Source organism: Ruegeria sp. PrR005, from assembly GCF_010500245.1.
Lineage (GTDB): Bacteria > Pseudomonadota > Alphaproteobacteria > Rhodobacterales > Rhodobacteraceae > Ruegeria_B > Ruegeria_B marisflavi.
Genome location: NZ_JAAGOX010000021.1, coordinates 1 through 22,893 on the forward strand (window position 1 = coordinate 1; position 22,893 = coordinate 22,893).

General features: G+C 62.4%; 21 protein-coding genes and 1 pseudogene. 14 read left to right on the forward strand and 8 right to left on the reverse strand.

Features of this window, described 5'->3' with window-relative positions; genetic code table 11:
* The 3 genes and pseudogenes from G0P99_RS12360 to G0P99_RS12375 all read left to right on the forward strand — a co-directional run.
* Positions 1 to 315: pseudogene (locus G0P99_RS12360) on the forward strand (hypothetical protein); the annotation flags it as partial.
* 312 nt (positions 316 to 627) lie between these two features.
* On the forward strand, positions 628 to 2,802 hold the full coding sequence (locus G0P99_RS12370) for a calcium-binding protein (protein WP_370462771.1): 2,175 nt from the start codon (positions 628 to 630) through the stop codon (positions 2,800 to 2,802).
* A 327-nt stretch (positions 2,803 to 3,129) separates the two neighbouring features.
* Complete coding sequence (locus G0P99_RS12375; protein WP_164130216.1) at positions 3,130 to 3,939, forward strand: division plane positioning ATPase MipZ; 810 nt, start codon at positions 3,130 to 3,132, stop codon at positions 3,937 to 3,939.
* A 12-nt stretch (positions 3,940 to 3,951) separates the two neighbouring features.
* On the opposite strand, the gene G0P99_RS12380 is transcribed toward G0P99_RS12375, so the two are convergent.
* Both G0P99_RS12380 and G0P99_RS12385 read right to left on the reverse strand, forming a co-directional pair.
* Positions 3,952 to 5,205, reverse strand: a complete 1,254-nt coding sequence (locus tag G0P99_RS12380) for an adenylate/guanylate cyclase domain-containing protein (RefSeq protein ID WP_164130218.1) — start codon at positions 5,203 to 5,205, stop codon at positions 3,952 to 3,954.
* A gap of 71 nt (positions 5,206 to 5,276) precedes the next feature.
* Positions 5,277 to 5,729, reverse strand: a complete 453-nt coding sequence (locus G0P99_RS12385; protein WP_164130220.1) for a MarR family winged helix-turn-helix transcriptional regulator — start codon at positions 5,727 to 5,729, stop codon at positions 5,277 to 5,279.
* A gap of 58 nt (positions 5,730 to 5,787) precedes the next feature.
* Here G0P99_RS12385 and hmgA point away from each other — a divergent pair, with 58 nt between their 5' ends.
* The 8 genes from hmgA to maiA all read left to right on the forward strand — a co-directional run bounded on the left by hmgA (position 5,788) and on the right by maiA (position 13,130).
* Positions 5,788 to 7,143, forward strand: coding sequence for a homogentisate 1,2-dioxygenase (gene hmgA / locus G0P99_RS12390; RefSeq protein ID WP_164130222.1), 1,356 nt, complete (start codon positions 5,788 to 5,790; stop codon positions 7,141 to 7,143).
* A 73-nt stretch (positions 7,144 to 7,216) separates the two neighbouring features.
* Entirely contained in the window at positions 7,217 to 8,470 is a 1,254-nt protein-coding gene (gene fahA / locus G0P99_RS12395; protein WP_164130224.1) for a fumarylacetoacetase, read from the forward strand.
* Positions 8,471 to 8,477: 7 nt separating this feature from the next.
* On the forward strand, positions 8,478 to 8,837 hold the full coding sequence (locus G0P99_RS12400) for a VOC family protein (RefSeq protein WP_164130226.1): 360 nt from the start codon (positions 8,478 to 8,480) through the stop codon (positions 8,835 to 8,837).
* 3 nt (positions 8,838 to 8,840) lie between these two features.
* Complete coding sequence (locus tag G0P99_RS12405; RefSeq protein ID WP_164130228.1) at positions 8,841 to 9,791, forward strand: MBL fold metallo-hydrolase; 951 nt, start codon at positions 8,841 to 8,843, stop codon at positions 9,789 to 9,791.
* 182 nt (positions 9,792 to 9,973) lie between these two features.
* Complete coding sequence (locus tag G0P99_RS12410) at positions 9,974 to 11,587, forward strand: FAD-dependent oxidoreductase (RefSeq protein ID WP_164130229.1); 1,614 nt, start codon at positions 9,974 to 9,976, stop codon at positions 11,585 to 11,587.
* 5 nt (positions 11,588 to 11,592) lie between these two features.
* On the forward strand, positions 11,593 to 11,787 hold the full coding sequence (locus G0P99_RS12415) for a DUF2783 domain-containing protein (protein ID WP_164130231.1): 195 nt from the start codon (positions 11,593 to 11,595) through the stop codon (positions 11,785 to 11,787).
* A gap of 5 nt (positions 11,788 to 11,792) precedes the next feature.
* Complete coding sequence (locus tag G0P99_RS12420) at positions 11,793 to 12,338, forward strand: VOC family protein (protein ID WP_164130233.1); 546 nt, start codon at positions 11,793 to 11,795, stop codon at positions 12,336 to 12,338.
* 150 nt (positions 12,339 to 12,488) lie between these two features.
* The gene (maiA, locus tag G0P99_RS12425) at positions 12,489 to 13,130 is read left to right on the forward strand and encodes a maleylacetoacetate isomerase (RefSeq protein ID WP_164130235.1); all 642 of its coding nucleotides are present in this window, start codon (positions 12,489 to 12,491) and stop codon (positions 13,128 to 13,130) included.
* Positions 13,131 to 13,143: 13 nt separating this feature from the next.
* Here the strand turns inward: maiA and G0P99_RS12430 are convergent, their stop codons facing one another.
* The gene (locus tag G0P99_RS12430) at positions 13,144 to 13,698 is read right to left on the reverse strand and encodes a thioredoxin family protein (protein WP_164130237.1); all 555 of its coding nucleotides are present in this window, start codon (positions 13,696 to 13,698) and stop codon (positions 13,144 to 13,146) included.
* 134 nt (positions 13,699 to 13,832) lie between these two features.
* Here G0P99_RS12430 and speB point away from each other — a divergent pair, with 134 nt between their 5' ends.
* Together speB and G0P99_RS12440 are read left to right on the forward strand one after the other, a co-directional pair.
* Positions 13,833 to 14,792: an agmatinase gene (gene speB / locus G0P99_RS12435; RefSeq protein WP_164130239.1), complete on the forward strand. Its 960-nt coding sequence runs from the start codon at positions 13,833 to 13,835 to the stop codon at positions 14,790 to 14,792.
* 85 nt (positions 14,793 to 14,877) lie between these two features.
* A complete protein-coding gene (locus tag G0P99_RS12440; protein ID WP_164130241.1) occupies positions 14,878 to 15,210 on the forward strand; it encodes a DOPA 4,5-dioxygenase family protein in 333 nt (110 codons plus the stop codon).
* Positions 15,211 to 15,214: 4 nt separating this feature from the next.
* Here the strand turns inward: G0P99_RS12440 and G0P99_RS12445 are convergent, their stop codons facing one another.
* The 5 genes from G0P99_RS12445 to G0P99_RS12465 form a co-directional block, all read right to left on the reverse strand.
* Complete coding sequence (locus tag G0P99_RS12445) at positions 15,215 to 16,060, reverse strand: GNAT family N-acetyltransferase (protein WP_164130243.1); 846 nt, start codon at positions 16,058 to 16,060, stop codon at positions 15,215 to 15,217.
* A 1-nt stretch (position 16,061) separates the two neighbouring features.
* Positions 16,062 to 17,690 (reverse strand): acyl-CoA synthetase, encoded by a 1,629-nt coding sequence (locus G0P99_RS12450; RefSeq protein ID WP_164130245.1) that lies wholly within the window; start codon positions 17,688 to 17,690, stop codon positions 16,062 to 16,064.
* Positions 17,691 to 17,831: 141 nt separating this feature from the next.
* Positions 17,832 to 19,097 carry an ABC transporter permease gene (locus G0P99_RS12455; protein ID WP_164130268.1) on the reverse strand — a complete coding sequence of 422 codons (1,266 nt, stop codon included), beginning with the start codon at positions 19,095 to 19,097 and terminating at the stop codon, positions 17,832 to 17,834.
* 5 nt (positions 19,098 to 19,102) lie between these two features.
* Positions 19,103 to 19,909, reverse strand: coding sequence for an ABC transporter ATP-binding protein (locus tag G0P99_RS12460; RefSeq protein WP_164130246.1), 807 nt, complete (start codon positions 19,907 to 19,909; stop codon positions 19,103 to 19,105).
* 108 nt (positions 19,910 to 20,017) lie between these two features.
* Entirely contained in the window at positions 20,018 to 21,028 is a 1,011-nt protein-coding gene (locus tag G0P99_RS12465) for an ABC transporter substrate-binding protein (protein WP_164130248.1), read from the reverse strand.
* 392 nt (positions 21,029 to 21,420) lie between these two features.
* Between G0P99_RS12465 and G0P99_RS12470 the strand changes: the two genes are divergently transcribed.
* Positions 21,421 to 22,818: an aspartate aminotransferase family protein gene (locus tag G0P99_RS12470; protein WP_164130250.1), complete on the forward strand. Its 1,398-nt coding sequence runs from the start codon at positions 21,421 to 21,423 to the stop codon at positions 22,816 to 22,818.
* Positions 22,819 to 22,893 lie beyond the last annotated feature (75 nt).

Genomic DNA, 22,893 nt, shown 5'->3' on the forward strand with positions numbered 1-22,893 from the left:
ATCAACGGCGGCAGCGGGGCGGACAAGTTCTTCCACGTCGGTGCCAGCGGCCACGGCTCGGACTGGGTGCAGGACTATAGTGCCGCCGAGGGCGACGTGCTGCTCTTTGGCATCGGATCCGCCACCCGCGACCAGTTCCAGGTCAACTTCAACCACACCCAGAACGCCGAGGGCGAGCGTGCCGGCGACGACGCGGTGCAGGAGGCGTTTGTGATCTATCGCCCGACCGGACAGATCATGTGGGCGCTGGTGGATGGCGCGGGCCAGTCCTCGATCAACCTGCAAATCGGCAGCGATGTGTTCGATCTGGTCTAGCCAAGGCCGGATCGCCCCAGGAAGGTCGGAAAACCTATCGCAACCGATAGTTGACTTTCCCGGGTGTGCCAGCCCCAATAGCCTTGTTTGTTTCGCAAGAATATTTAGGGGACTATTTCGCTGACCTATTTCAAGACCGATCCGCCGCGTCAGTTTTCGCTGAACGAACCCAATGGCTACCCGCGCCTCACCGAACTGGCCCCTGCGACCGGCGGCGGATTTCTGGATATCCAGGTCACCCAGCCAGGTGACGGATTCTGGGAATACACCCCCTCTGCCGTGGTGGCGCAATTCGTCGGGCCGGACGGTACGGTGGCTGGGTCCGCGCATACGATCCTCGACGGGGTTACACCCTCCATCGAGACCATCCAGGTCGCCGAGCTGGTCGGTGGCGGCTGGTTGATCGTCGCAAGGACCGTGGCCGATATCGAAATCTATCCACCCCGCCTGGCGCTTCAGACGCTCGACGCCAGCGGTCGCCCCGTCAGCGCGCCGACCGTATTCACCACACCGTCAGGCCCACCCCTGCCCGCAGGCGTCACCCAGGTCCCGGCCGACGCGGAGGTTTTCGTCGTCGGCGGTTCCGCCGCCTACGGCAGATGGGATGCGATCCCGCGCGCCGACGGCACCGTGCTGGTGGCCTCCGCCCCGTTCCCCGCCGGTGCCGCGCCGCAGATCACGCTCGAGGTCTACGATGCATCGGGCGCGCGGGTGGGCGAGCGGATCGTGCACACGCCCGACCGCTTCGCCCGCGATGTCCGTCTGACCGAAGGTCCCGATGGCGCCGGGATGATGACCTGGATCGAAGCGGCTGGCGAGATCAAGGCCGCCACCGTCTCGGACACGGGCGATATCGCCCCCTTCGCCGCCGACAGCACCATCGGCGGACGTGGAACGATCTCCTTTGCCGAGGATGGCAGTGTCATTTTTGGCTGGAGCGAGACCACGTATAACTACGATTCCGGTGACCAGAATGTTGCCATCTGGGCGCAGACCGGAACTGCGGCGGGCCTGTCCGAGCCCAGATTGATAGACCGCTACATCGGCGCCGGACCCAGCTTCGACATGCTGTCCCTGGGGGACGGCCTGTTCGCGTTCGTCAACTACACCGTGACCGGTGGCAATGTCTCGGTCTTCGATGCCGAAGGCTGGTCCTATGGCTGGACACGGCTGTTCACCGAAGACGGCACCGGGCCGACCGGCCCCGGCGCGGTCCAGGTGCAGGACGGTGCCTTGTTGGCCTGGGGCGTTACCGGCCCCTTGGGCGACCGCGACCGGACGTTCCAGATCCGCGACCTGCCCGATGTGCTCTATGGCACCGAGGGTGACGACACCATCGAACTGGACGCACCCGCCGTGCTGCGCACCGGCGCGGGCGATGACGCGTTGAGAGGCTCGGCAGGCAATGACGTGCTCGATGGCGGGCCGGGCCATGACACCCTGTTCGGCGGCGATGGCGACGACTTGCTGCGGTTGGGCCGCGGCATCAGCGTCGCCGATGGCGGCACGGGCACGGACATGGCCCATCTCGACCTTTTCGAGGGGACCTATCAGGAATGGGAAACGCCTGAGGGCTTCGACATTCGCACGCAATTCACCCTCGAACTGGACGGCACGCTGATCTTTCAGGACGGCGACACCCACCTCACGCTGCGCAACATCGAAGAGTTCAATATCAACGGCTATCTTGTCACCTATGGCAGCATCGTCGGGCGGCTGTTTGAACGCCCCGACGATTACGTCGACCTGCGCTTCCACGGCACGCTCTACGGCGCCGGCCCCGGCAATGACCGCGTTGTCGGCACCGAAATGAACGAGACGATCTACGGCGGCATCGGCAACGACACCCTGCTGGGACGTACCGGCTTTGACGAACTCCATGGCGGCGATGGTGACGACTATATCCACGGCTCGGACCCGGCCTCGGACCCGACCAGCGACCTGCGCGACGTGATCTATGCAGGCGACGGCAACGACACCGTCTATGGCGGCTATGGCAACGATCTGATTTATGGCATGGATGGCGACGACGTGATCGCGGGCGGGTTCGGGGCGGACGAGTTGATCGGCCAGAACGGCAATGACGTGATCACCGGTTCGGCCTATTCCGACCTCATCTTCGGCAATGCGGGCGACGATTTTGTCAACGGCGGGTTCGGCCATGACCGGATCAATGGCGGCAGCGGGGCGGACAAGTTCTTCCACGTCGGCGCCAGCGGTCACGGATCGGACTGGGTGCAGGATTACAATGCGGCCGAGGGCGACGTCCTCCTGTTCGGCATCGGGTCGGCCACCCGCGACCAGTTCCAGGTGAACTTCAACCACACCGCAAACGCCGCAGGTGAGCGTGCGGGCGATGAAGCGGTGCAAGAGGCGTTTGTGATCTACCGCCCGACCGGGCAGATCCTGTGGGCGCTGGTCGATGGCGCGGGGCAGTCCGCGATCAACCTGCAAATCGGCGGCGACGTGTTTGACCTCTTGGCGTGATCCCATCGCGGGGTGTGGCCGGCCTGCTCCGTCTGGCGGTTTTCAGTTCACCGGGCGCGGCAACGGGCCCGGAAAGCTTGTACAAAACGGTCAATCGCCCTTCTGGTTCGGGTGCAAAACGGTCAATTCGCCGTACAAACCCGGTTCCGGAGTTTTGGCCTTTCGGTGCCGCCTGCCGGGTCCGTGGACTGTCACGACATGCCCCCCCCGGATACACGCACAGGGGCCTGTGAGAGCAACGTGACCGCTTCCCTTCCCAACACCCACAACATATAGTGCGCTTCAACACCGGGGGAGCAACTGCTCGGAGATCAGGGGACGCAGGCAATGGCGCATATCATCGTCGTCGGCAACGAAAAGGGCGGTGCGGGGAAATCCACCGTTTCGATGCATGTGGCAAGCGCTCTGGCGCGGCTGGGGTACAAAGTGAACACCCTCGACCTCGACCTGCGCCAAAGAAGCCTCGGCCGCTACTTTGAAAACCGCGCGGCGTTCATGAAAAGCTCGGGGCTGCACCTGCCGTCGCCGACAAACCATGATCTGCCCGAGATCGACGCGGCCTCGCTGAAGCCGGGGGAAAACGTGTTCGATCACCGTCTTTCGGCAGCCGTGTCGCGGCTCGAGGCCGACAGCGATTTCATCCTGATCGACTGCCCGGGCTCCCATACCCGCCTCAGCCAGGTCGCGCATTCGCTGGCCGATACTCTGGTCACGCCGCTCAACGACAGCTTTGTCGATTTCGATCTGCTGGCGCGCATCGATGCCAGCGGCGAAAAGATCCTGGGGCCTTCGGTGTACTCCGAAATGGTCTGGAACGCCCGTCAGTTACGCGCCCAAGCCGGACTGAAACCGATCGACTGGGTCATCGTGCGCAACCGGGTGGGGACCCAGCGCATGGTCAACAAGGAGAAGATGGAACGCGCGATCGAGATGCTGGCCAGCCGCATCGGGTTCCGCATCGCGCCCGGTTTTTCCGAGCGCGTGATCTTTCGCGAGCTGTTCCCGCGTGGGCTGACCCTGCTCGACCTCAAGGATATCGGGGTCAAGCAACTCAACATCTCGAACATTGCCGCCCGGCAGGAGCTGCGCGACATGATGAAGGCGCTCAAGCTGCCCGGTGTCGAGATCGATTTCTGATCCGGCGTTCGGCTATTCGCCCGGCGCCCCCTCATAGATCGTGAACAACTCCTGCGGCTCGGAAACCCCGCGCAGCATGTAGCGGCCCAGGCTGACAAGGTCATGTCCGGTCGCCGCGGCAGAGCGCGCAACCGGTTCTGACAGAATGATGTTGCGGCCGACCGATCTATGAAGCCCGGACAGCCGGACTGTAAGGTTCACCGCCGGGCCGATCACCGTGAAGTCGAGCCGGTTGTCCGCACCGATGTTGCCATAGAGGATCTCTCCGGCGTGCAGCGCCAGCGTGACGCTGGTCACGGTTTCTCCGCGCGCCAGGCGCGTCTCGTTGACCTGTTCCATGCCCCGGCGCATCTGGACCGCCGCATCCAGCCCGGCGGCAGCCGAACGTTCCGGGGTTTCAAGGTTGAACATGGCCAAAATGCCGTCGCCCAGAAACTTGAGGATATTGCCGCCGTGCCCCTGGATCACCCCGACCGCCATGCCGAAATACTCGTTCAGCATGGCAATCAATTCGGGGCCCGGGGTGCGCTCGGTCAGCGCGGTAAAATCCTTGAGATCGAAATAGCACAAGACCGCGTCGATCTGCTGAAGCGAACCACGCTGGATCTCGCCCGACAGAACCCGCCGCCCCGCATCGCGCCCCAGATAGACCTGAAGCAGGTCACCCGCCATCTGCCGGTTGGCCGCCGATTTGAGGGCCAGCGCCAACTGCGGCAGCGAGGCGCGCACCAGGTCGAGGTGATCCTCGGAAAAACCGGTTGGACCGTCGCTGGACCAGGAGATCAGAACGCCCTCGGGTGTGTTCTGCGGGTCGATCTTTTCGAAGGGCACACGCTTTTCAAGGATGACACCCGCCGCAAAGTAATCGGTGGCTCCGTTGGCGCGCAATTCGTTCAGCAAGGGAAAGCGGCTTTCCTCGTTCGTCTCTGTCAGGCGCTCGCGAAACTCGGCCTCGCCGCTGTCGAGCAGATGGTAGAGCGGGCTGCGCAGCCATGCCGCAATCGGGGTCTCGGTATACCCGTATTCCTCGCTGGACACGCCCTGATCGCGATACCAGTTGAACCCAAGCCCACCGTATTTGGGATGAAACGCGCTCTGCGCGACATGCAGACGGTAAAGGGGCACGCCCAGTTCGACCAGGCGTTCGCAATATCCGTGCAGCAATTCGTCTTGCCGCGCACCCTCCAGCCCGCGTTGAACCAGCCAATCCTGTAGCCGCCCTGCAACCGCCGAAGCCGTTGTCTGTCTTGTGTCACCGTCACTCATCACATCACTCCTGTACCGGCCGGTCATCGCCGATATGGTATCGCGGCACCCGGATCACAGACCGGTATGGATCAATCCATTCCGGCCAGACGCCGCAACATCATCCTGAGCAGGGCCGCTTCGCCCTTGGTGAAATGCGCCGCCATCCGCTCGTCATACCGTTCGGCGATACCGCGAAGCTCCCGGTAGACCGCCTGCCCCGCCGCCGTCAACGCCAATTGCTCGGATCGCCGATCAGCCTCATCACGTGTGCGTGTAAGGTACCGACGCTGAGCCAGCTTGGCCACGGCGCGGCTGACCTTCGTCTTGTGAATCAAGGCCCGTTCGCCAATCTGCTTGGCCGTCATTTCGCCATGAGTGCCCAGGTGAAACAACACCCGCCACTCGGTGCGCAGCATGCCATAGCGATTCTTGTAGATCTGCTGAAACTCCAACGAACTCTGTTCCGCCGCCTGATTCAGAAGGAAAGGCAGGAAATTTCGCAGATCGAAGTCATCATTTTCGGGTATTTTGGTCTTTGTCATGCTTGTTAGTTACAAAATCAACTATTATCCGACAAGTAGTAAACGGAGGAACGCGCGAATGAACCGTCCGATCGACCCACATCAACTGACCCAGGCGGCCACTGCAACCGGCACGACCGAAGGTTATATGCCCGGCTGGGGCAACGACTTTGAGACCGAGGCGCTGCCCGGTGCCCTGCCCCAGGGTATGAACAGCCCGCAGAAATGTAACTATGGCCTTTATGGCGAACAGCTCAGCGGCACCGCCTTTACCGCGACCCGCCCCGAGCGGACCTGGTGCTATCGCATCCGGCCCTCGGTGAAGCATTCGCACCGCTATGAAAAGATCGACCTGCCCTATTGGAAATCGGCCCCCTGCATCGACCCCGATGTGATCAGCCTGGGCCAGTACCGCTGGGACCCGGTAGCGCATTCGGGTGCGGGGCTGACCTGGCTCACCGGCATGCGCACCATGACCACCGCCGGGGATGTGAACACTCAGGTCGGCATGGCCAGCCATATCTATTTGGTCACCGATTCGATGGTCGACGACTACTTCTTCTCTGCCGACAGCGAGCTGCTGGTGGTGCCGCAAGAGGGCCGGCTGCGCTTTGCAACCGAGCTGGGCATCATTGACGTCGAGCCCAAGGAAATCGCCATCCTGCCGCGCGGCCTGGTCTACCGGGTCGAGGTGCTGGAAGGCCCGTGCCGCGGTTTTGTCTGCGAGAACTATGGCCAGAAGTTCGAGCTACCGGGACGTGGCCCGATCGGCGCCAACTGCATGGCCAATCCGCGCGATTTCAAATCGCCGGTCGCCGCGTTCGAGGATCGCGAGGCGCCCTCGACCGTGACGGTGAAATGGTGCGGCCAGTTCCACACCACCGGGATCGGCCACAGCCCGCTGGACGTGGTGGCCTGGCACGGCAATTACGCCCCGGTCAAATACGACCTGCGCAACTATTGCCCGGTCGGCGCAATCCTGTTCGACCATCCCGATCCGTCGATCTTTACTGTGCTGACCGCGCCGTCGGGCGTGCCGGGTACCGCCAATATCGACTTTGTCCTGTTCCGCGAGCGCTGGATGGTGATGGAAGATACTTTCCGCCCTCCGTGGTATCACAAGAACATCATGTCCGAGCTGATGGGCAACATCTATGGTCAGTATGACGCCAAGCCGCAGGGTTTTGTCCCCGGCGGGATGAGCCTGCACAACATGATGCTGCCGCACGGGCCGGACAAGGAAGCGTTCGAGAAGGCGTCGAACGCCAATCTCGGCCCCGACAAGCTGGACCAGACCATGTCCTTCATGTTTGAAACCCGTTTCCCGCAGCACCTGACCGAGTTCGCCGCCAAGGAGGCGCCGTTGCAGGACGATTACATCGACTGCTGGACCTCGCTGGAGAAGAAGTTCGACGGCACCCCTGGCAAGAAATAAGCTGCGGCTGAGGGGGCCCGGATTTTTCCACGAAAAATCCCGGTCCCGCCCGTGACATCCGTTTGGAGACAACATGCCCCTTTTGAAATCCTGGGTGGCTTCGGCCAATAGCGCCAACCACCCGTTTCCACTGAACAACCTGCCCTACGGCGTCTTCTCGACCGGCGAGGATGAACCCCGCTGTGGCGTGGCCATCGGCGACATGATCCTCGACATGGCCGCGGCCGAGGCCGAGGGCCTGATCGCGCTCACCGACTATCCGCTGTTCGACGTGCCCTATTGGAACGACCTGATGGAGGAAGGCCCTGCCGTCTGGGCCGCCCTGCGCGAACGGCTGACCGCGCTTTTGGCCAAAGGGTCGAAAGAGCAGGAGGCTGTCGAACCGCTGCTGGTGCCGATTGCCGAGTCCACGCTGCATATGCCGCTGGTCGTCAGCGAATACACCGACTTCTACGCCGGCCGTCAACACGCTCAGAACATGGGCGCGATCCTGCGCGGCTCGCCCGATCTGCCGGCCAACTGGCTGCATATCCCGATCGGCTACAATGGCCGGGCTTCCTCGGTCGTGGTGTCGGGCACGCCGATCCACCGCCCCAACGGCCAGACCAAGGCCCCCGATGCCGAAATGCCGTCATTCGGCCCCTCGAAACGGCTCGATATCGAGCTGGAAATGGGCGCCGTTGTCGGCACCGGGTCCGAGTTCGGTCAGCCGATCACGGTGGACGAGGCCGATGCGATGATCTTTGGCTATGTGCTGCTGAACGACTGGTCGGCGCGCGATATCCAGGGCTGGGAGTACCAACCGCTGGGGCCGTTCCAGGGCAAGGCATTTGGCACGTCGATCAGCCCATGGATCGTGACCGCCGCCGCGCTGGAGCCGTTCCGCGCCCCCACACCCCCGCGTGAAAAGGAGCTACTGCCCTATCTCAAAGGCAGCAAGGACGGGCTTTATGACATCGAGCTCGAGGTTCTGATGCAGCCTGAAGGCGCCGACCGCGCTTCGGTCATTGCCAGGACCAACTATAGCCGCATGTATTATTCGGCCGCCGAACAGCTCTGCCACCACGCCATTGGCGGCTGCGCGATGAATGCGGGTGACCTGTTGGGGTCGGGCACCATCTCGGGGCCGGAACGAAGCGAATTCGGCTCGCTGATGGAACTCAGCTGGGCCGGGCGTGAACCCTTCACTCTGGAAACCGGGGAGACCCGCGGCTTCATCGAGGATGGCGACACACTGACCCTGCGCGGCAATGCGCGCGGCGATGGCTATACTATCGGCTTTGGTGATTGCCTGGGCCAGATCCTGCCCGCCAAGGCCTGGGGCTGAACCGCCCATGACCCTGGCCCTCGACCATATCCAGATCGCGATCCCCGCCGGGGGCGAGGACGCGGCGCGCACCTTTTGGTGCGCAGGTCTGGGTCTGGCCGAGATCGCCAAGCCCGACGCGCTGAAGGCGCGCGGCGGGCTGTGGCTGGCGCTGAACGGTGCCGAACTGCATCTGGGGGTGGAGCCCGATTTCACCCCCGCGCGCAAGGCCCATCCGGGCTTTGCCGTCAATGACATAGACACCGTCGCCACGCGGATTGAGGCCCTTGGCCAGAGCCCGCGCTGGGACGGCACAATCGAGAACCGCCGCCGGTTCTTTGCCGAAGACCCCTTTGGCAACCGGCTGGAATTCCTGGAAAGGGACTGACACATGGCCAAGGCATTCGCGTCGCAAGGCGACATGAGCGAGAAGAACATCAGCTTTACCGAGGTGGGTGAAGGGCTTTACGCCTTCACCGCTGAGGGCGACCCCAATTCCGGCGTCATCATCGGTGATGACAGCGTCATGGTGGTCGAGGCGCAGGCCACCCCCCGCCTGGCGCAAAAGGTGATCGACTGTATCCGCGAGGTCACCGACAAGCCGATTTCTCATGTGGTGCTGACCCATTACCACGCCGTTCGCGTGCTGGGCGCCAGCGCCTTCGGCGCCGGTCAGGTGATCATGTCCGACACCGCCCGTTCGATGGTGGTTGAACGCGGGCAAGAAGATTGGGACAGCGAGTTCCAGCGCTTTCCGCGCCTGTTCGAAGGGCATGAGAGCATTCCCGGCCTGACCTGGCCTACTACCACATTCTCGGACAGCATGACCGTCTACCTGGGCAAGCGCCGGGTCGACATCATGCATCTGGGCCGCGCCCATACGGCGGGTGACGCAGTCATCCATGTGCCGGACCAGAACGTGATGTTCACCGGCGATATCGTCGAATATCACTCGGCCTGCTATTGCGGCGACGGGCATTTCAACGACTGGGGCGACACGCTGGACAATATCGCCTGGTTCGATGTGGATGCCATCGCGCCCGGGCGCGGCGATGCGCTGGTCGGCAAGGAGATGGTGAACGCCGCCATCGAGAACACCCGCGATTTTGTACAAAGCACCTATCGCCCGGCGGCACGTGTGGCCGCGCGCGGTGGCTCGCTGAAAGAGGCCTGGGACGCGGTGCGCGCCGAATGCGATCCGAAGTTTGCCGATTACGCGATCTACGAGCATTGCCTGCCCTTTAACGTGGCGCGGGCCTATGACGAGGCGCGCGGCATCGACACGCCGCGCATCTGGACGGCGCAGCGTGACCTGGAAATGTGGGAGGCCCTGCAAGGCTGACCCGAAGGGGGCGCCCGCCCGTGCGGATAGGCCCCCCGGCCCGATCGACATTGATCCAGATCGTGTCGCGCCGGGTCAACTGATGAGACGATGAGACAAGACCTCTGGCGGATGCCCGGCAGAGGACAGGAGACTTGCGCCCTCGGCCTGCCGGGTGCGCCCAGACCTGGGAGGAGAGCCCCATGAATAAAATCTTCGAAGTCCCACTCTACGCCTATGCGCGCAGTCCCGATCAGGACACCTCCAGCCCGGTGCGCCACAAGGTGATCGTGATCGGCGCAGGTCCCATCGGGCTGGCCGCCGCCATCGACCTTGCCCAACAGGGGATCGAGGTTGTGGTGCTGGATGACAATGACAAGGTCAGCTTTGGCAGCCGCGCGGTCTGCTATGCCAAGCGCCCGCTGGAGATTCTCGACCGGCTCGGCTGTGGCCAGCCGATGGTCGACAAGGGGGTCGAATGGAATCTGGGCAAGGTGTTCTTTGACGACCGGCAGGTCTATGACTTCAACCTGTTGCCCGAGGGCGGCCACCAGCGCCCCGCCTTCATCAACCTCCAGCAATACTATTTCGAGGAATACCTGGTAAACCGGGTCCGCGAATTGCAGGAGGCCGGCGCCCCGATCGAAATCCGAGGCCGCAACAAGGTCGAGGCGATCGGCACCCATCCCGACCATGTCAAGCTGGAGGTCGAGACGCCCGAAGGCTCGTACACCGTCGAGGCCGACTGGCTGATCGCCTGCGATGGCGCAGGCTCGCCGGTGCGGTCTATGCTGGGGCTCGATTTCGTGGGCCGCGTGTTCGAGGACAACTTCCTGATCGCCGATGTGATCATGGATGCCGGCTTCCCGACCGAGCGCTGGTTCTGGTTCGATCCGCCCTTTAACCGGGGCCAGTCGGCGTTGTTGCACAAACAACCCGACAATGTCTGGCGCATCGACCTGCAACTGGGCTGGGATATCGACAAGGAGCGCGAGAAGCGCCCCGAAAACGTGATCCCGCGCCTCAAGGCGATGCTGGGCGAGGATGTGCAATTCGAACTGGAATGGGTCTCGATTTACACGTTCCAGTGCCGCCGGATGGAGAAGTTCCGCCATGGCCGGGTCCTGTTCGCAGGTGACGCAGCGCATCAGGTTTCACCGTTTGGTGCGCGTGGCGCCAACTCCGGCCTGCAAGATACCGACAACCTGATCTGGAAGCTGAAACTGGTGATGGAGGGCAAGGCGCCCGAAAGCCTGCTCGACAGCTATGATATGGAACGGATCCACGGCGCCGACGAAAATATCCTCAATTCGTCGCGCTCGACAGATTTCATCACGCCCAAATCCGAAATGTCGCGCATCCTGCGCGATGCGGTGCTGGACCTGAGCGAGCAGTATGAATTCGCCCGCCCGCTGGTGAACTCGGGCCGCCTGTCGGTGCCATGCACCTATGACGGCTCGCCGCTCAACTCGGCCGATGCCCTGCTGGACGGACCGGCACGCACCCGTCCCGGCAGCCCCTGCCCCGACGCGCCGCTGGGTGATGAGTTCCTGCTGCCGAAACTGGGCGACAAGTTCATCCTGCTGACCATCGACGCCGATGCCCCCGATCTGATCGAGGAAGAGGGGATCGAGGTCACGCGCCTGGCGCTGTCGGTCAAGGACGACCCGACGCTGGAGCTGAAGCGCCGTTATCTGGGCGACAATGACAGCGCCGTGTACCTGATCCGCCCCGACCAGCATGTCGCCGCGCGCCGCCCCACCTATGACGACAACCAGTTCCGGCATGCGATCCGCCGGGCCACCGGCAAGGAGTGACACCCATGTCCGATCTGATCCTGACCCCGAACATCAACGGAGCCGATGACTTCTACGCCGAACTGTTGGCGGCGCACGAAGGGCTCGACAAGGCACAGAGCGACGCGCTGAACGCGCGCCTCGTTCTGGTGCTGGCCAACCAAATCGGCGACCGGGCCATCCTGACCCAGGCCATCCAGGCCGCCGCCCTCAAGGAGTGAGCAACATGAAAATCGAGAAAATCCACCACGTCGCCTATCGCTGCAAGGACGCCAAGGAAACCGTCGAGTGGTATGGCAAGATGCTGAACATGGACTTCATCCTGGCGATTGCCGAGGATCATGTCCCTTCGACCCATGAACCCGATCCGTACATGCACTTGTTCCTGGATGCGGGCAACGGCAATGTTCTGGCCTTCTTCGAACTGCCGACCAAGCCCGAGATGGGCCGTGACCCGAACACGCCGATCTGGGTCCAGCATATCGCGTTCAAGGTCAAGGATCGCGAGACGCTGATCGAGTTCAAGGAACATCTGGAAGCCAATGGTGTCGAGGTTCTGGGCGTCACCGATCACTCGATCTTCCATTCGATCTATTTTTTCGATCCGAACGGACACCGTGTCGAACTGGCCTGCCCGGATCCGGAGGAAGAAGCGCTGCTGAAACGCATGGACGAGGTCAAGTGGGACATGCTCGAAGAGTGGTCGCGCACCAAGAAGGCGCCGCAGCACGCCGCCTGGCTGCATGCCAAGGAACTGAACAAGAGCGTCTGAGGCGAAGCCTCGACCAGGACCGGGCCCGGTGCGGCGCACCGGGTCCTTATGGCGCGCAAAGCGCGCCCGAGCCAATGACGCCGTGAAAGCGGTTAACACCGCGACGGCAACCGCCTAGTATCGCCCTGCCCCAGACAGGAAAGACGCCCCATGTCCGAAATCATTCTCTATGACTACTGGCGCTCGTCGGCCAGCTACCGGCTGCGCATCGTGCTCAACCTCGCGGGCATCGCCTATCGGGCGGTTCCGGTCGATCTGGTCAAAGGCGAACACCGCTCAGAGGAGCATCTGGCGCGCAATCCGCAGGGGCTGGTGCCGGTGCTTGACATCGACGGGCTGCGGCTGACCCAGTCGCTGGCGATGCTCGACTATCTCGATCAGACCCGTGGCTTGGGGCTGGTGCCCGCCGACCCGGCAGGCCGGGCGCAGGTACAGGCGCTGGCGCAGGCGATCGCGGTCGATATCCACCCGGTTTGCAACCTGAAGGTTGCCCGCCATGCCACGCAGCTCAGCGGCGGGGCCGAGGGAATGCCCGGCGACTGGATGCGCCATTTCATCCGCCCCGGCCTGCAAGCATTTGAGGCGATGCTGGCTGGGTTCGAGCAGTCGCCCTATTGCTGCGGCGACACACCGGGGCTGGCCGATATCTGCCTGATACCGCAGATCTACAACGCCCGCCGGTGGGAGGTGGATATCAGCGACATGCCGCGCCTTCTGTCGGTGGAAACCGCGTGTAACGGGCACCCGGCCTTTGCCGCCGCACATCCCGACCGGCACGCGCCTGCCAGTTGATCAAAAAGCTGCCTCAAGCCGCTTTCCATTTGATCGAGCAGCCCATCGACGGGATCTGATCGCTGGGTCCGCGCCCGGTTTCGGCCACCTGTTTCATCGCCTCGAACAGGTCACGGCGCAGGTCCGCCGGGCCGGCGATGTTGCGCGAGGCATCGAGCCGGCCGCGATACTGCAACTCCATCGCGCCGTTGAAGCCAAAGAAATCCGGCGTGCAGGCCGCCCCATATGCACGCGCGACCGACTGATCCTCGTCATGCAGATAAGGGAACGGAAACGCCTGTTCCGTCGCCATAGCCTTCATCTTCTCGAAACTGTCGGCCGGATACGATTCTGCATCATTCGAACAGATGGCAACAACCCCGACGCCCAGCGCCTGCAAATCGCGCGCGTCGCGCAGGATGCGGTCCAGCACGGCCAGAACATAGGGGCAGTGGTTGCAGATGAACATGACCAGGGTTCCCGCCTCACCGGCCAGGGCGGACAGGCTGTGGTTTTGCCCGTCGGTGCCCAGCAAAGTAAAATCCGGGGCTTTCCAGTCAAAGTCGCATACCGGCGGTGTTGCAGCCATGTTAACCCCTCCTATCGTTCCCGATGCCAGTAAACCCTTACCGCCCCCAAAGCGTCAACGGTCGTGGTTGACGCTGGACAAGAGCGGCTCCGATCCGCTTACTGGCAGGAAACTGTAAACTAGGAGCGTGGCAAATGGCCAAACATGGCTATGAAGGTGGACGGCTGAACCTGCCTTTCGTGGGTATCTGTACCTTCGGCAAGTATCCCTATGTCGAAGATTGGGACAATATCGACGCCGATGCCGCGATCCTTGGCGCGCCGTTCGATTTCGGCGCCCAGTGGCGGTCGGGCGCGCGCATGGGGCCGCGCGGCATCCGCGAGGCTTCGACCCTGTTTTCCTTTGGCCACGCTGGCGCTTATGACTTCGAAGACGACATCACCTATCTGGACCCGGCCAAGGTCCGTATCGTCGATATCGGCGATGCGGATATCGTGCATACCGACACGATGAAGAGTCACGCCAATATCGAGTTCGGCGTGCGCAAGATCCTGCAATCGGGTGCGTTGCCGGTGGTTCTGGGGGGCGATCATTCGGTCAACATCCCCTGCATCAACGCCTTTGACGATCAGGACCCGATCCATGTGGTGCAGATCGACGCGCATCTGGATTTCGTCGATGAACGGCACGGCGTGCGCTATGGCCATGGCAACCCGATGCGGCGCGCGGCGGAAAAACCCTATGTCACCGGGCTGAGCCAGATCGGCATCCGCAACGTCTCCTCCACGGCAAAGGATGGCTACGATGCAGCGCGCGCCATGGGGTCTGATATCCAGTCGGTGCGCCATGTCCGCCGGATGGGGACCGAAGCGATGCTTGCTCGGATCCCCGCAGGCGTGCGCTATTACCTGACTATCGACATCGACGCCTTCGATCCCTCGATCGCGCCGGGAACCGGAACACCCAGCCATGGAGGGTTCCAGTATTACGAGGTGCTTGAGCTGATCGATGGGCTGGCCCGGAGGGGCGATATCGTGGGCATCGACCTGGTCGAGGTGGCCCCGGACTATGACCAGACCGGCGGCACCTCGATCCTGGCAGCGCAACTGTTGATGAACACGCTGGGGCGGGTGCTGCACCACCGGAAACGCTGAAAGCGCACAGGTGCGGTTCGTCTGTACGGAATTGCAGGCGCACTTTCGCATCGGCAGATTGCCCAAGATGAAACAGGAGACACCGATGAACCAGTCCATCACCGGCTATCATGCCCATGTCTATTTCGACGCCGACAGCGAGGCGACCGCCCGGCAGGTCTGCGAACAGGCGGCGCAGCTGTTTCCGGTGCAGATGGGCCGGGTTCACGCTCGGAATGTCGGCCCGCATCCGCGCTGGAGCTGCCAACTGGCCTTTGGCCCGGACGCGTTCGACCAGGTCGTGCCCTGGCTGATGCTGAACAGGCAGGGGTTGACCATTTTCGCCCATCCCGAGACCGGCGACGAATTGCGCGATCACCGCGACCGGGCCATCTGGATGGGCGAGATGCTGGAGCTTGACCTGTCGTTGTTCGACTAGGCGCTCAGCCCAGTTCCATTGTGGCAATCGCCTGCAACCCCGGACCTGTCTGCGGGACCGTGCCGCGATACATCCGGGCCGTTGCAAAAGGCACGGTAAACCCGGCACCTTCCAGCGCGCGGCGCAGCGCCGTATTGGCCTCGGGCAAATCGACGATCAGCGGGCCATTCGGACGCTCAGCGGCGATATCGGCGATCAACTCCAGTGCTGTGGCAGTGCTCGGCGCGATGACGGGTCCGATCTTGGTTCCGTCGCGACAAGTCCGCCATGTGGCAAAGCCTATGATCTCGCCGTCCTTTTGCAACAGCCGCGTGGACCGCTCGGGCTGGTCTGGTGCCAGCCAGGCGTTCAGGAATGCCGGGCGGCTGAAACCACCGGCGGCGGCATCGAGTTCGATCAACCGTGGCATGTCCGCTGCATCCGCCGCTCGTACTTCAGGAGACCGGGCCGCCGGCCAAAACCCTTCGTGCCGCAGGCTGGCCCCGGTGCGCACAAAACCCGACTTGGCATAGTTCGCCTCTTGCGCTGCCACGCCATCGAGACCGACAGACCGCGCGCCCGCGTGGTCCAGCGCATGGATCCAGGTCGCCAGCCCGATCCCCTGCCCCCGCCAGTCGGGCCGGCAGAGGTAGAGGCCCAGAAAGGCGTTACCGGCATCGTGGTTAACCACCGAGATTGCCGCGACGGGTTCGTTGCCCACTCGGGCCAGAAAGAACCCCCGGTCATCGGCGGCATGGAAGGCGCGCGCGTCATCCAGCCCGGGGTTCCACCCCTCCTCTGCCGCCCAGTCAAGAACCATGTCCAGATCCGAGAGGCTCATCGGGGCGATTTCAAGTCCGGGCACGGCCATGTCAGAGCGCCCGCGCCCGGTCGCGCAACATGAATTTCTGCACCTTGCCGGTCGAGGTTTTGGGCAACTCTCCGAACACGACCGTGCGCGGCGCCTTGAAATGCGCCATGTTCGACCGGCAAAAGGCGATGATCTCGGCCGCGTCGGCCTCGGCCCCCGGTTTCAGCTCGACAAAGGCACAAGGCGTCTCGCCCCATTTCTCGTCCGGCTTGGCGACAACCGCGGCCTCCATCACTGCCGGATGCTTGTAAAGCACGCCCTCTACCTCGACAGACGAGATGTTCTCGCCTCCCGAGATGATGATATCCTTGGACCGGTCCTTGAGCGCGATATAGCCATCGGGATGCATTACCCCCAGATCGCCCGAGGCGAACCAGCCGCCGCGAAACGCCTTGTCCGTGGCATCGGGGTTCTTGAGGTACCCTTTCATCACCACATTGCCCTGCATGAAGATCTCGCCCATGGTCTCGCCATCGGCGGGCACCGGTTCCAGCGTGTCGGGATCCGCGACCATCAGGCCGGACAGCGCCGCGTTCTTGACCCCCTGGCGAACCTTCAATGCCGCCCTTTCGCTGGCAGGCTGCGCATCCCACGCTTCTTTCCAGGCGCAGACGACCGAGGGGCCATAGGTTTCGGTCAGACCATAGACATGGGTCACCTCGACGCCCATCGCCTCCATCTTTTCGATCACGGCGGCGGGCGGCGGTGCGCCTGCGGTCATCACCTTGATCTGGTGATCGAAATCCTTGAGATGCCCGGGCGCATTGGCCAGCATGTTCAGCACGATGGGCGCGCCGCAGAAATGGGTCACCTTTTCCTCACGGAAAGCGCGATAGATCGGCTCGTCCCGCACGGCCCGCAGGCAGACGGACACACCGGCATTGGCCGCCATGGTCCAGGGGAAACACCAGCCGTTGCAATGAAACATCGGCAGGGTCCACAGATAGACCGAGTGTTTCGGCATCCCCCAGTCGAGGATATTGGTATTCGCGTTCAGCGCCGCACCCCGGTGATGATAGACGACGCCCTTGGGGTTGCCGGTGGTGCCGGAGGTATAGTTCAGCGCGATCGCGTCCCATTCGTCATCCGGCAGCGACCAGGAGAACTCGGGGTCACCCTCGGCCAGCAGTTCCTCATAGGTTAGCGCGCCGAGCCGCTCGCCTCCTTCGAAACTGGCATCCTCGATGTCGATGACCAGCAGGTCGGGACGGTCGATCTGTGCCAATGCCTCGCGCACCACGGTCGAAAATTCGGGATCCACGATCAGGGCCTTGGCCTCGGCATGGGTCAGGATGAAGGCGATGATCGGCGCATCAAGGCGCGTGTTGATCGCATTCAGCACCGCGCCCACCATCGGCACACCGAAATGCGCCTCGTACATCTCGGGGATATTGGCGGCGATGATCGAAACGGTATCGCCCTTGCCGACCCCGCGCGCGGTCAGCGCCCCGGCCAGACGGCGACAGCGCGCATAGGTTTCCGCCCAGGTGTAGCGGCGCGGGCCGTAAACCACCGAAGGGTAATCCGGATAGATCGCCGCCGTACGCTCGATCATGCTCAACGGTGACAGCGGGGTGAAATTGGCACGTGTCCGGTCCAGATGCTGGTCATAGATGGTGCTGCCGGTCATGTCCTGTCCTCCCTGAGTGATGCCGTGCGCGCAGATGTGGCACAAACACGCCCGGCAAGGAAAGATCGTAATAACACGCTCCTGCCGCAACAATAGAACCGGGGCCCCGCAGGGCCCCGATTTTTTCTTGCCGAAGGTGGATCAGCCCTTGCTCTTCCAGGGAACCAGGACCCGCTCGGCCCAGCGCATCAGGATGTCGATGCCAAAGCCGATCACGCCGATCAGGATGATCCCCATGATCACGATATCGGTCAGCTGGAACTTGGACGCGACCATGATCATCATCCCGGCGCCCTTTTCCGCCGCCACCAGTTCGGCGGCAACCACGGTGCCCCAGCAGACCCCCATCGCCACCCGCGCGCCGGTGAAGATCTCGGGCAGCGAGTTCGGCACGATCACATGGCGCATGATCTGCGCCTTGCTGGCGCCCAGCGAGTAAGCGGCGTGCACCTTCGAGATCCGGACCCCCGAGACGCCCGAACGGGCGGCGATGGCCATGATCCAGAGCGCAGCCAGGAACAGCAGGATGATCTTGCCCGTCTCTCCGATCCCCGCCCAGATGATGACCAGCGGGATCAGGGCCAGCGGCGGCACCGGGCGCATGAATTCGACGATGGGGTCGAACCAGCCACGGAACCAGTCGCTCAACCCCATGGCATAGCCCAGCGGAATACCGACCAACGCGCCAAAGAAGAAACCGGCGATCACGCGGAACAGGGAGAAGCCCAGATGCTCCCACAAGGTGCTGTCGCGATAGCCCGATTTCGCAATCTCGCCCAGGCGGCTGACCACGGCTTCAGGCGGCGGCAGCCAGATCGGCTCCATCTGCAAGCCCGAGGGGGGCTGGAAACTGATCGCCCCCTTGTCGGTCAGCGAAAACTGGCCTGCGGCGGTCTTGATCGACTTGCCGATCGAAATCGGCGTGCCGTCGATGGCGACGACCTTGGCGCCTTCCTTGCGATTGGTTTCGTCATTCTTATCAAAGATGATGGTGGTCGAGCGCGACGCGGTCATCGAGACTGCATCGTCCTTGGCAAAGCCGGGCCCCGGGTCCACTTCGAAGTCCTCGGTCTTTTCACCAAAGGCATAGACCTTGACATGAACGGTCGCGTCATCGCGAGCGCCATTGGCATCCTCGAGCGTGTAGACAAACGAGGTGTCGCCGACAAAAGGCGCAGGCGCGTGCAGGAAGGACGGCACGTATTTCGACCCGGTAAACGCCCCCCAGATCAGGAAGATGGTGAGAACCGACACCACCGAGGCGATCCGGTTCGAGGTGACCGCGCTTTCATCGCCGAATGTCACGGTCTTGAGCGAGGTAAAATCATTGGTGGTCTTGCGCACGAAAAAGCGCACGGCCAGGAACGACCCGACAAAGATCGCCACATAGACCGCAAGGATAATCAGGCCAATCATTGTGCTGCCTCCGTGCGTCCCATGATTTCTTCTTCCATGTCCCAGATCATCGAGAGGATTTCCTCTCGCGTCTGGGAATAGCCTTCAGATTTCTTGACCTCGCGCAGATCCGCATTCACCCCCATATCGGCATAGGGCAGACGGTATTCCTTGTGGATGCGTCCGGGGCGCGGCGCCATGACCAGCAGGCGTTCACCCAGCAACAGGGCCTCTTCGACCGAATGGGTGATCAGGATGATGGTCTTGCCGGTTTCCTTCCAGAGTTTCAGGACCAGGCCCTGCATCTTTTCGCGGGTCAGTGCATCCAGCGCACCCAGCGGCTCGTCCATCAGGATCACGTCGGGGTCGTTGGCCAGGCAACGGGCCAGCGCAACCCGCTGTTGCATGCCGCCACTAAGCTCATAGATTGCCTTGTCCTTGAAGTCGCCAAGGCCCGTCACATCGAGCAGGTGGTCGACCTGGCTGCCGTATTGCGCCTCTCGCTGACCTTTCATCCGCGGGCCGAAACTGACATTGTCGCGCACGTTCATCCATTCGAACAGCGCGCCTTGCTGGAACACCATGCCACGTTCCGCATCCGGCCCGTGCACCTTGTGGCCATTCATGGCGATATGGCCCTCGGTCGGTGCCAGGAACCCTGCCACGATGTTGAGAAGAGTGGTCTTGCCGCAGCCCGAAGGGCCCAGGACACTCATCAACTCGCCCGCGTTCAGGTGCAGCGAGACGTTTTTCAGCGCCTGCACCGAGCTGCCATTTGGCAGATCAAAGCGCATGGATATGTTTTCGATAGACAGTCCCGACATGGTCCGCCTTTCCTGTTGGAGATATCTACAGGGGTATCCTGTCGCCGCTATCGGGCGACATGCCGATGACAGGCGGCGGAACACTCCGCCGCCTGTCGTCCGGTTGGCTTACATGCTGCCTGCCGCGGCCAGCGGCCCGGTGTTCACGGCGTTCTCATAGGTATCCAGCGCGCTGTCGATGCTACCTGCCTCGACGAAGACATCCGCCACACCCTTCATGAAGGTCTGCGCATTGCCGCCCAGCCAGGCGCCGCTCAGTTGCTGCTCGATCGTCGGGAACTTGAAGGTCGCGATGGTCGAGGCGGTGGCCTCTTCATCCATACCCGCATCCTTGGCGATCAGCGGCAGCATCTCGGCATGGTTGGCCTCGTCCGCCCACATGGCGTTGGCATCCGCCGTCACCTTGAGAAACTTGGCAACCAGTTCGCTGTTTTCCGCGACCCAGCCCGCCGGGCCCGATGTCACATCGAACACCAGAATACCCAGCTCGGTCTTTTCGTCACCGGTCAGCAGCACGTTGCCATGCTCCAAGGCACGGCGCAGCGAGCCGCCCCAGCCGCAGAACATATCGACAGCGCCCTGGGCGATGGCCGCCGCACCATCGGGCGGATCCATGTCGACGACATCCATGCTGGCCACATCGACGCCGAAATGGTTCATCTGCTTGAGAAAGCCGTAATGCGCTGCGGTTCCCAGCGGCACGGCGACTTTCTTGCCAGCCAGTTCGCCGGCATTGTCCTTGTCGATCTCCAGTTCCGAACGCACGACGCAGTTGTCGTTATCGGCATACGACACGGCCACGTCGAGGATTTGCAGATCCTGTCCGGCGCTGGTCGCGACCACAAAGGGTGGAACGCCCTGGCTGACCGACAGGTGCACATCGCCCGACGCCATGGCCGCCGACATCTTCACACCGCTTTCGAAGCTGACCCAGTTGACCTTGACGCCCAGTGCCTCGTCATAGGTTCCCTTCTGCTTGGCATATTCAAACGGCATCGGCCATTCGAGGAAATACGCCACGGTGATCTCGCCGTCAGCTGCGGTGGCCAACGTCGGAAACGCTGCGGCCATCATCGCCAGCCCGGCGGCGGCACCCAGAAACTTTGTCTTTCCTGTCATTCTATCTTCTCCCTGTTGCCGCGTGTTGCGGCGATCAAAGGTTCAGGACGGTTTGCCGTCTCTTATCGGCCGAGGGATTTCCCCGGCGTGCAATGATCCGAATGGAAAACCCGCATCCGATCAACGAATTTTTCGGAAGGTATGCCTGAGTCACGGCTTTTGAATATCCGGATTTTGACTTTCGAAATTGAGAAACCTCTAGTGTTTTCTTAACGTTGCCCAAAGTCGTGCGACGGTTTACGTTGGGAAAGCGTCACTTTCTGGATATATGGGACGTAAAATTCTGGCCCTATCGGTCGCCTATGAATTGACGTCTCTGGACTCTGAAGCCCACCTCGGGTTCTTCTGTCGTATCCCACTGCGGAACCGCACATCAAAAAAGAGGGCACGTCATGGACGGCACGTTCAACGAAAACGATCTGAGTCGCGTGGTCGAAGCCGACCGCGCCCATATCTGGCATCACCTGATTCAGCACAAACCCTTTGAAACCAACGACCCCCGCATCATCGTCGAAGGCAAGGGCATGCGGGTCTGGGATCAGAAGGGCAAGGAACATCTCGACGCCGTTTCGGGCGGGGTCTGGACCGTCAACGTGGGCTATGGGCGTGAGTCCATCTGCAAGGCGGTTTATGACCAGTTGATGAAACTGTGCTACTTCGCCAATTCCGCTGGGTCGATCCCCGGCGCACTGTATGCCGAGAAGCTGATTTCCAAGATGCCGGGGATGAGCCGGGTCTATTACACCAACTCGGGTTCCGAAGCGAACGAGAAGGCGTTCAAGATGGTGCGCCAGATCGCGCACAAGAAATACGGCGGCAAGAAGACAAAGATCCTCTATCGCGACCGCGACTATCACGGCTCGACGCTGGCGGCGATGTCGGCGGGTGGCCAGGACGAGCGCAACGCGCAATACGGCCCCTTTGCGCCGGATTTCGTAAAGGTTCCCCACTGCATGGAATACCGCAAGGAAGAGCTGGGCCTGGGTCATCTGTCGGGCGCCGAGTTCGGTCGTGCCGCCGCCGACCTGATCGAAGAGGTGATCCTGCGTGAGGGTCCCGAGACCGTCGGCGCACTCTGTCTTGAGCCGGTGACCGCCGGTGGCGGCGTCATCACCCCGCCCGAGGGGTATTGGGAGCGGGTGCAGGAGATCTGCAAGAAATACGACGTGCTGCTGCATATCGACGAGGTCGTCTGTGGCATAGGCCGCACCGGCACATGGTTTGGCTATCAGCAATACGGCATCAAGCCCGACTTCGTGACCATGGCCAAGGGCGTCGCCTCGGGCTATGCGGCCATCGCCTGCATGGTGACCACTGAAGAGGTCTTTGAGCTGTTCAAGGACAACAGCGACGATCCGCTGAACTATTTCCGGGATATCTCGACCTTTGGCGGCTGCACCGCCGGTCCCGCTGCGGCGCTGGAAAACATGCGCATCATCGAGGACGAGAACCTGCTGGGTAACTGCACTGCCATGGGCGAGCGGATGCTGGGCAACCTGCATGCGCTGATGGAAAAGCACGCGGTGATCGGCGATGTGCGCGGCAAAGGCCTGTTCCTGGGTGCCGAACTGGTGGCCAATCGCGAGACCAAGGAGCCGGTGACCGAGAAACAGGCGCAGGCCGTGGTGGCCGACTGCATGGCGCAGGGCGTGATCATCGGGGTGACCAACCGCTCGATCCCCGGGCGCAACAACACGCTGTGTTTCTCGCCCGCGTTGATTGCCACCGCCGAGGATATCGACGCCATCACCAATGCCGTCGACGCCGCGCTGACCCGCGTATTTAGCTAAAACGGCTTTCCCCGGTGTTTGCCCCGTGCAACCCGGAAGGTGTTTCAGGAAACCGGCGCGCCCCCGCGCCGGTTT

Excerpts from the sequence above, each read along its gene's own strand:
- G0P99_RS12375 (WP_164130216.1), top strand. The coding sequence starts at position 3,130 with ATGGCGCATATCATCGTCGTCGGCAACGAAAAGGGCGGTGCGGGGAAA.
- G0P99_RS12380 (WP_164130218.1), bottom strand. The coding sequence starts at position 5,205 with ATGAGTGACGGTGACACAAGACAGACAACGGCTTCGGCGGTTGCAGGG.
- G0P99_RS12385 (WP_164130220.1), bottom strand. The coding sequence starts at position 5,729 with ATGACAAAGACCAAAATACCCGAAAATGATGACTTCGATCTGCGAAAT.
- hmgA (WP_164130222.1), top strand. The coding sequence starts at position 5,788 with ATGAACCGTCCGATCGACCCACATCAACTGACCCAGGCGGCCACTGCA.
- fahA (WP_164130224.1), top strand. The coding sequence starts at position 7,217 with ATGCCCCTTTTGAAATCCTGGGTGGCTTCGGCCAATAGCGCCAACCAC.
- G0P99_RS12400 (WP_164130226.1), top strand. The coding sequence starts at position 8,478 with ATGACCCTGGCCCTCGACCATATCCAGATCGCGATCCCCGCCGGGGGC.
- G0P99_RS12405 (WP_164130228.1), top strand. The coding sequence starts at position 8,841 with ATGGCCAAGGCATTCGCGTCGCAAGGCGACATGAGCGAGAAGAACATC.
- G0P99_RS12410 (WP_164130229.1), top strand. The coding sequence starts at position 9,974 with ATGAATAAAATCTTCGAAGTCCCACTCTACGCCTATGCGCGCAGTCCC.
- G0P99_RS12415 (WP_164130231.1), top strand. The coding sequence starts at position 11,593 with ATGTCCGATCTGATCCTGACCCCGAACATCAACGGAGCCGATGACTTC.
- G0P99_RS12420 (WP_164130233.1), top strand. The coding sequence starts at position 11,793 with ATGAAAATCGAGAAAATCCACCACGTCGCCTATCGCTGCAAGGACGCC.
- maiA (WP_164130235.1), top strand. The coding sequence starts at position 12,489 with ATGTCCGAAATCATTCTCTATGACTACTGGCGCTCGTCGGCCAGCTAC.
- G0P99_RS12430 (WP_164130237.1), bottom strand. The coding sequence starts at position 13,698 with ATGGCTGCAACACCGCCGGTATGCGACTTTGACTGGAAAGCCCCGGAT.
- speB (WP_164130239.1), top strand. The coding sequence starts at position 13,833 with ATGGCCAAACATGGCTATGAAGGTGGACGGCTGAACCTGCCTTTCGTG.
- G0P99_RS12440 (WP_164130241.1), top strand. The coding sequence starts at position 14,878 with ATGAACCAGTCCATCACCGGCTATCATGCCCATGTCTATTTCGACGCC.
- G0P99_RS12445 (WP_164130243.1), bottom strand. The coding sequence starts at position 16,060 with ATGGCCGTGCCCGGACTTGAAATCGCCCCGATGAGCCTCTCGGATCTG.
- G0P99_RS12450 (WP_164130245.1), bottom strand. The coding sequence starts at position 17,690 with ATGACCGGCAGCACCATCTATGACCAGCATCTGGACCGGACACGTGCC.
- G0P99_RS12460 (WP_164130246.1), bottom strand. The coding sequence starts at position 19,909 with ATGTCGGGACTGTCTATCGAAAACATATCCATGCGCTTTGATCTGCCA.
- G0P99_RS12465 (WP_164130248.1), bottom strand. The coding sequence starts at position 21,028 with ATGACAGGAAAGACAAAGTTTCTGGGTGCCGCCGCCGGGCTGGCGATG.
- G0P99_RS12470 (WP_164130250.1), top strand. The coding sequence starts at position 21,421 with ATGGACGGCACGTTCAACGAAAACGATCTGAGTCGCGTGGTCGAAGCC.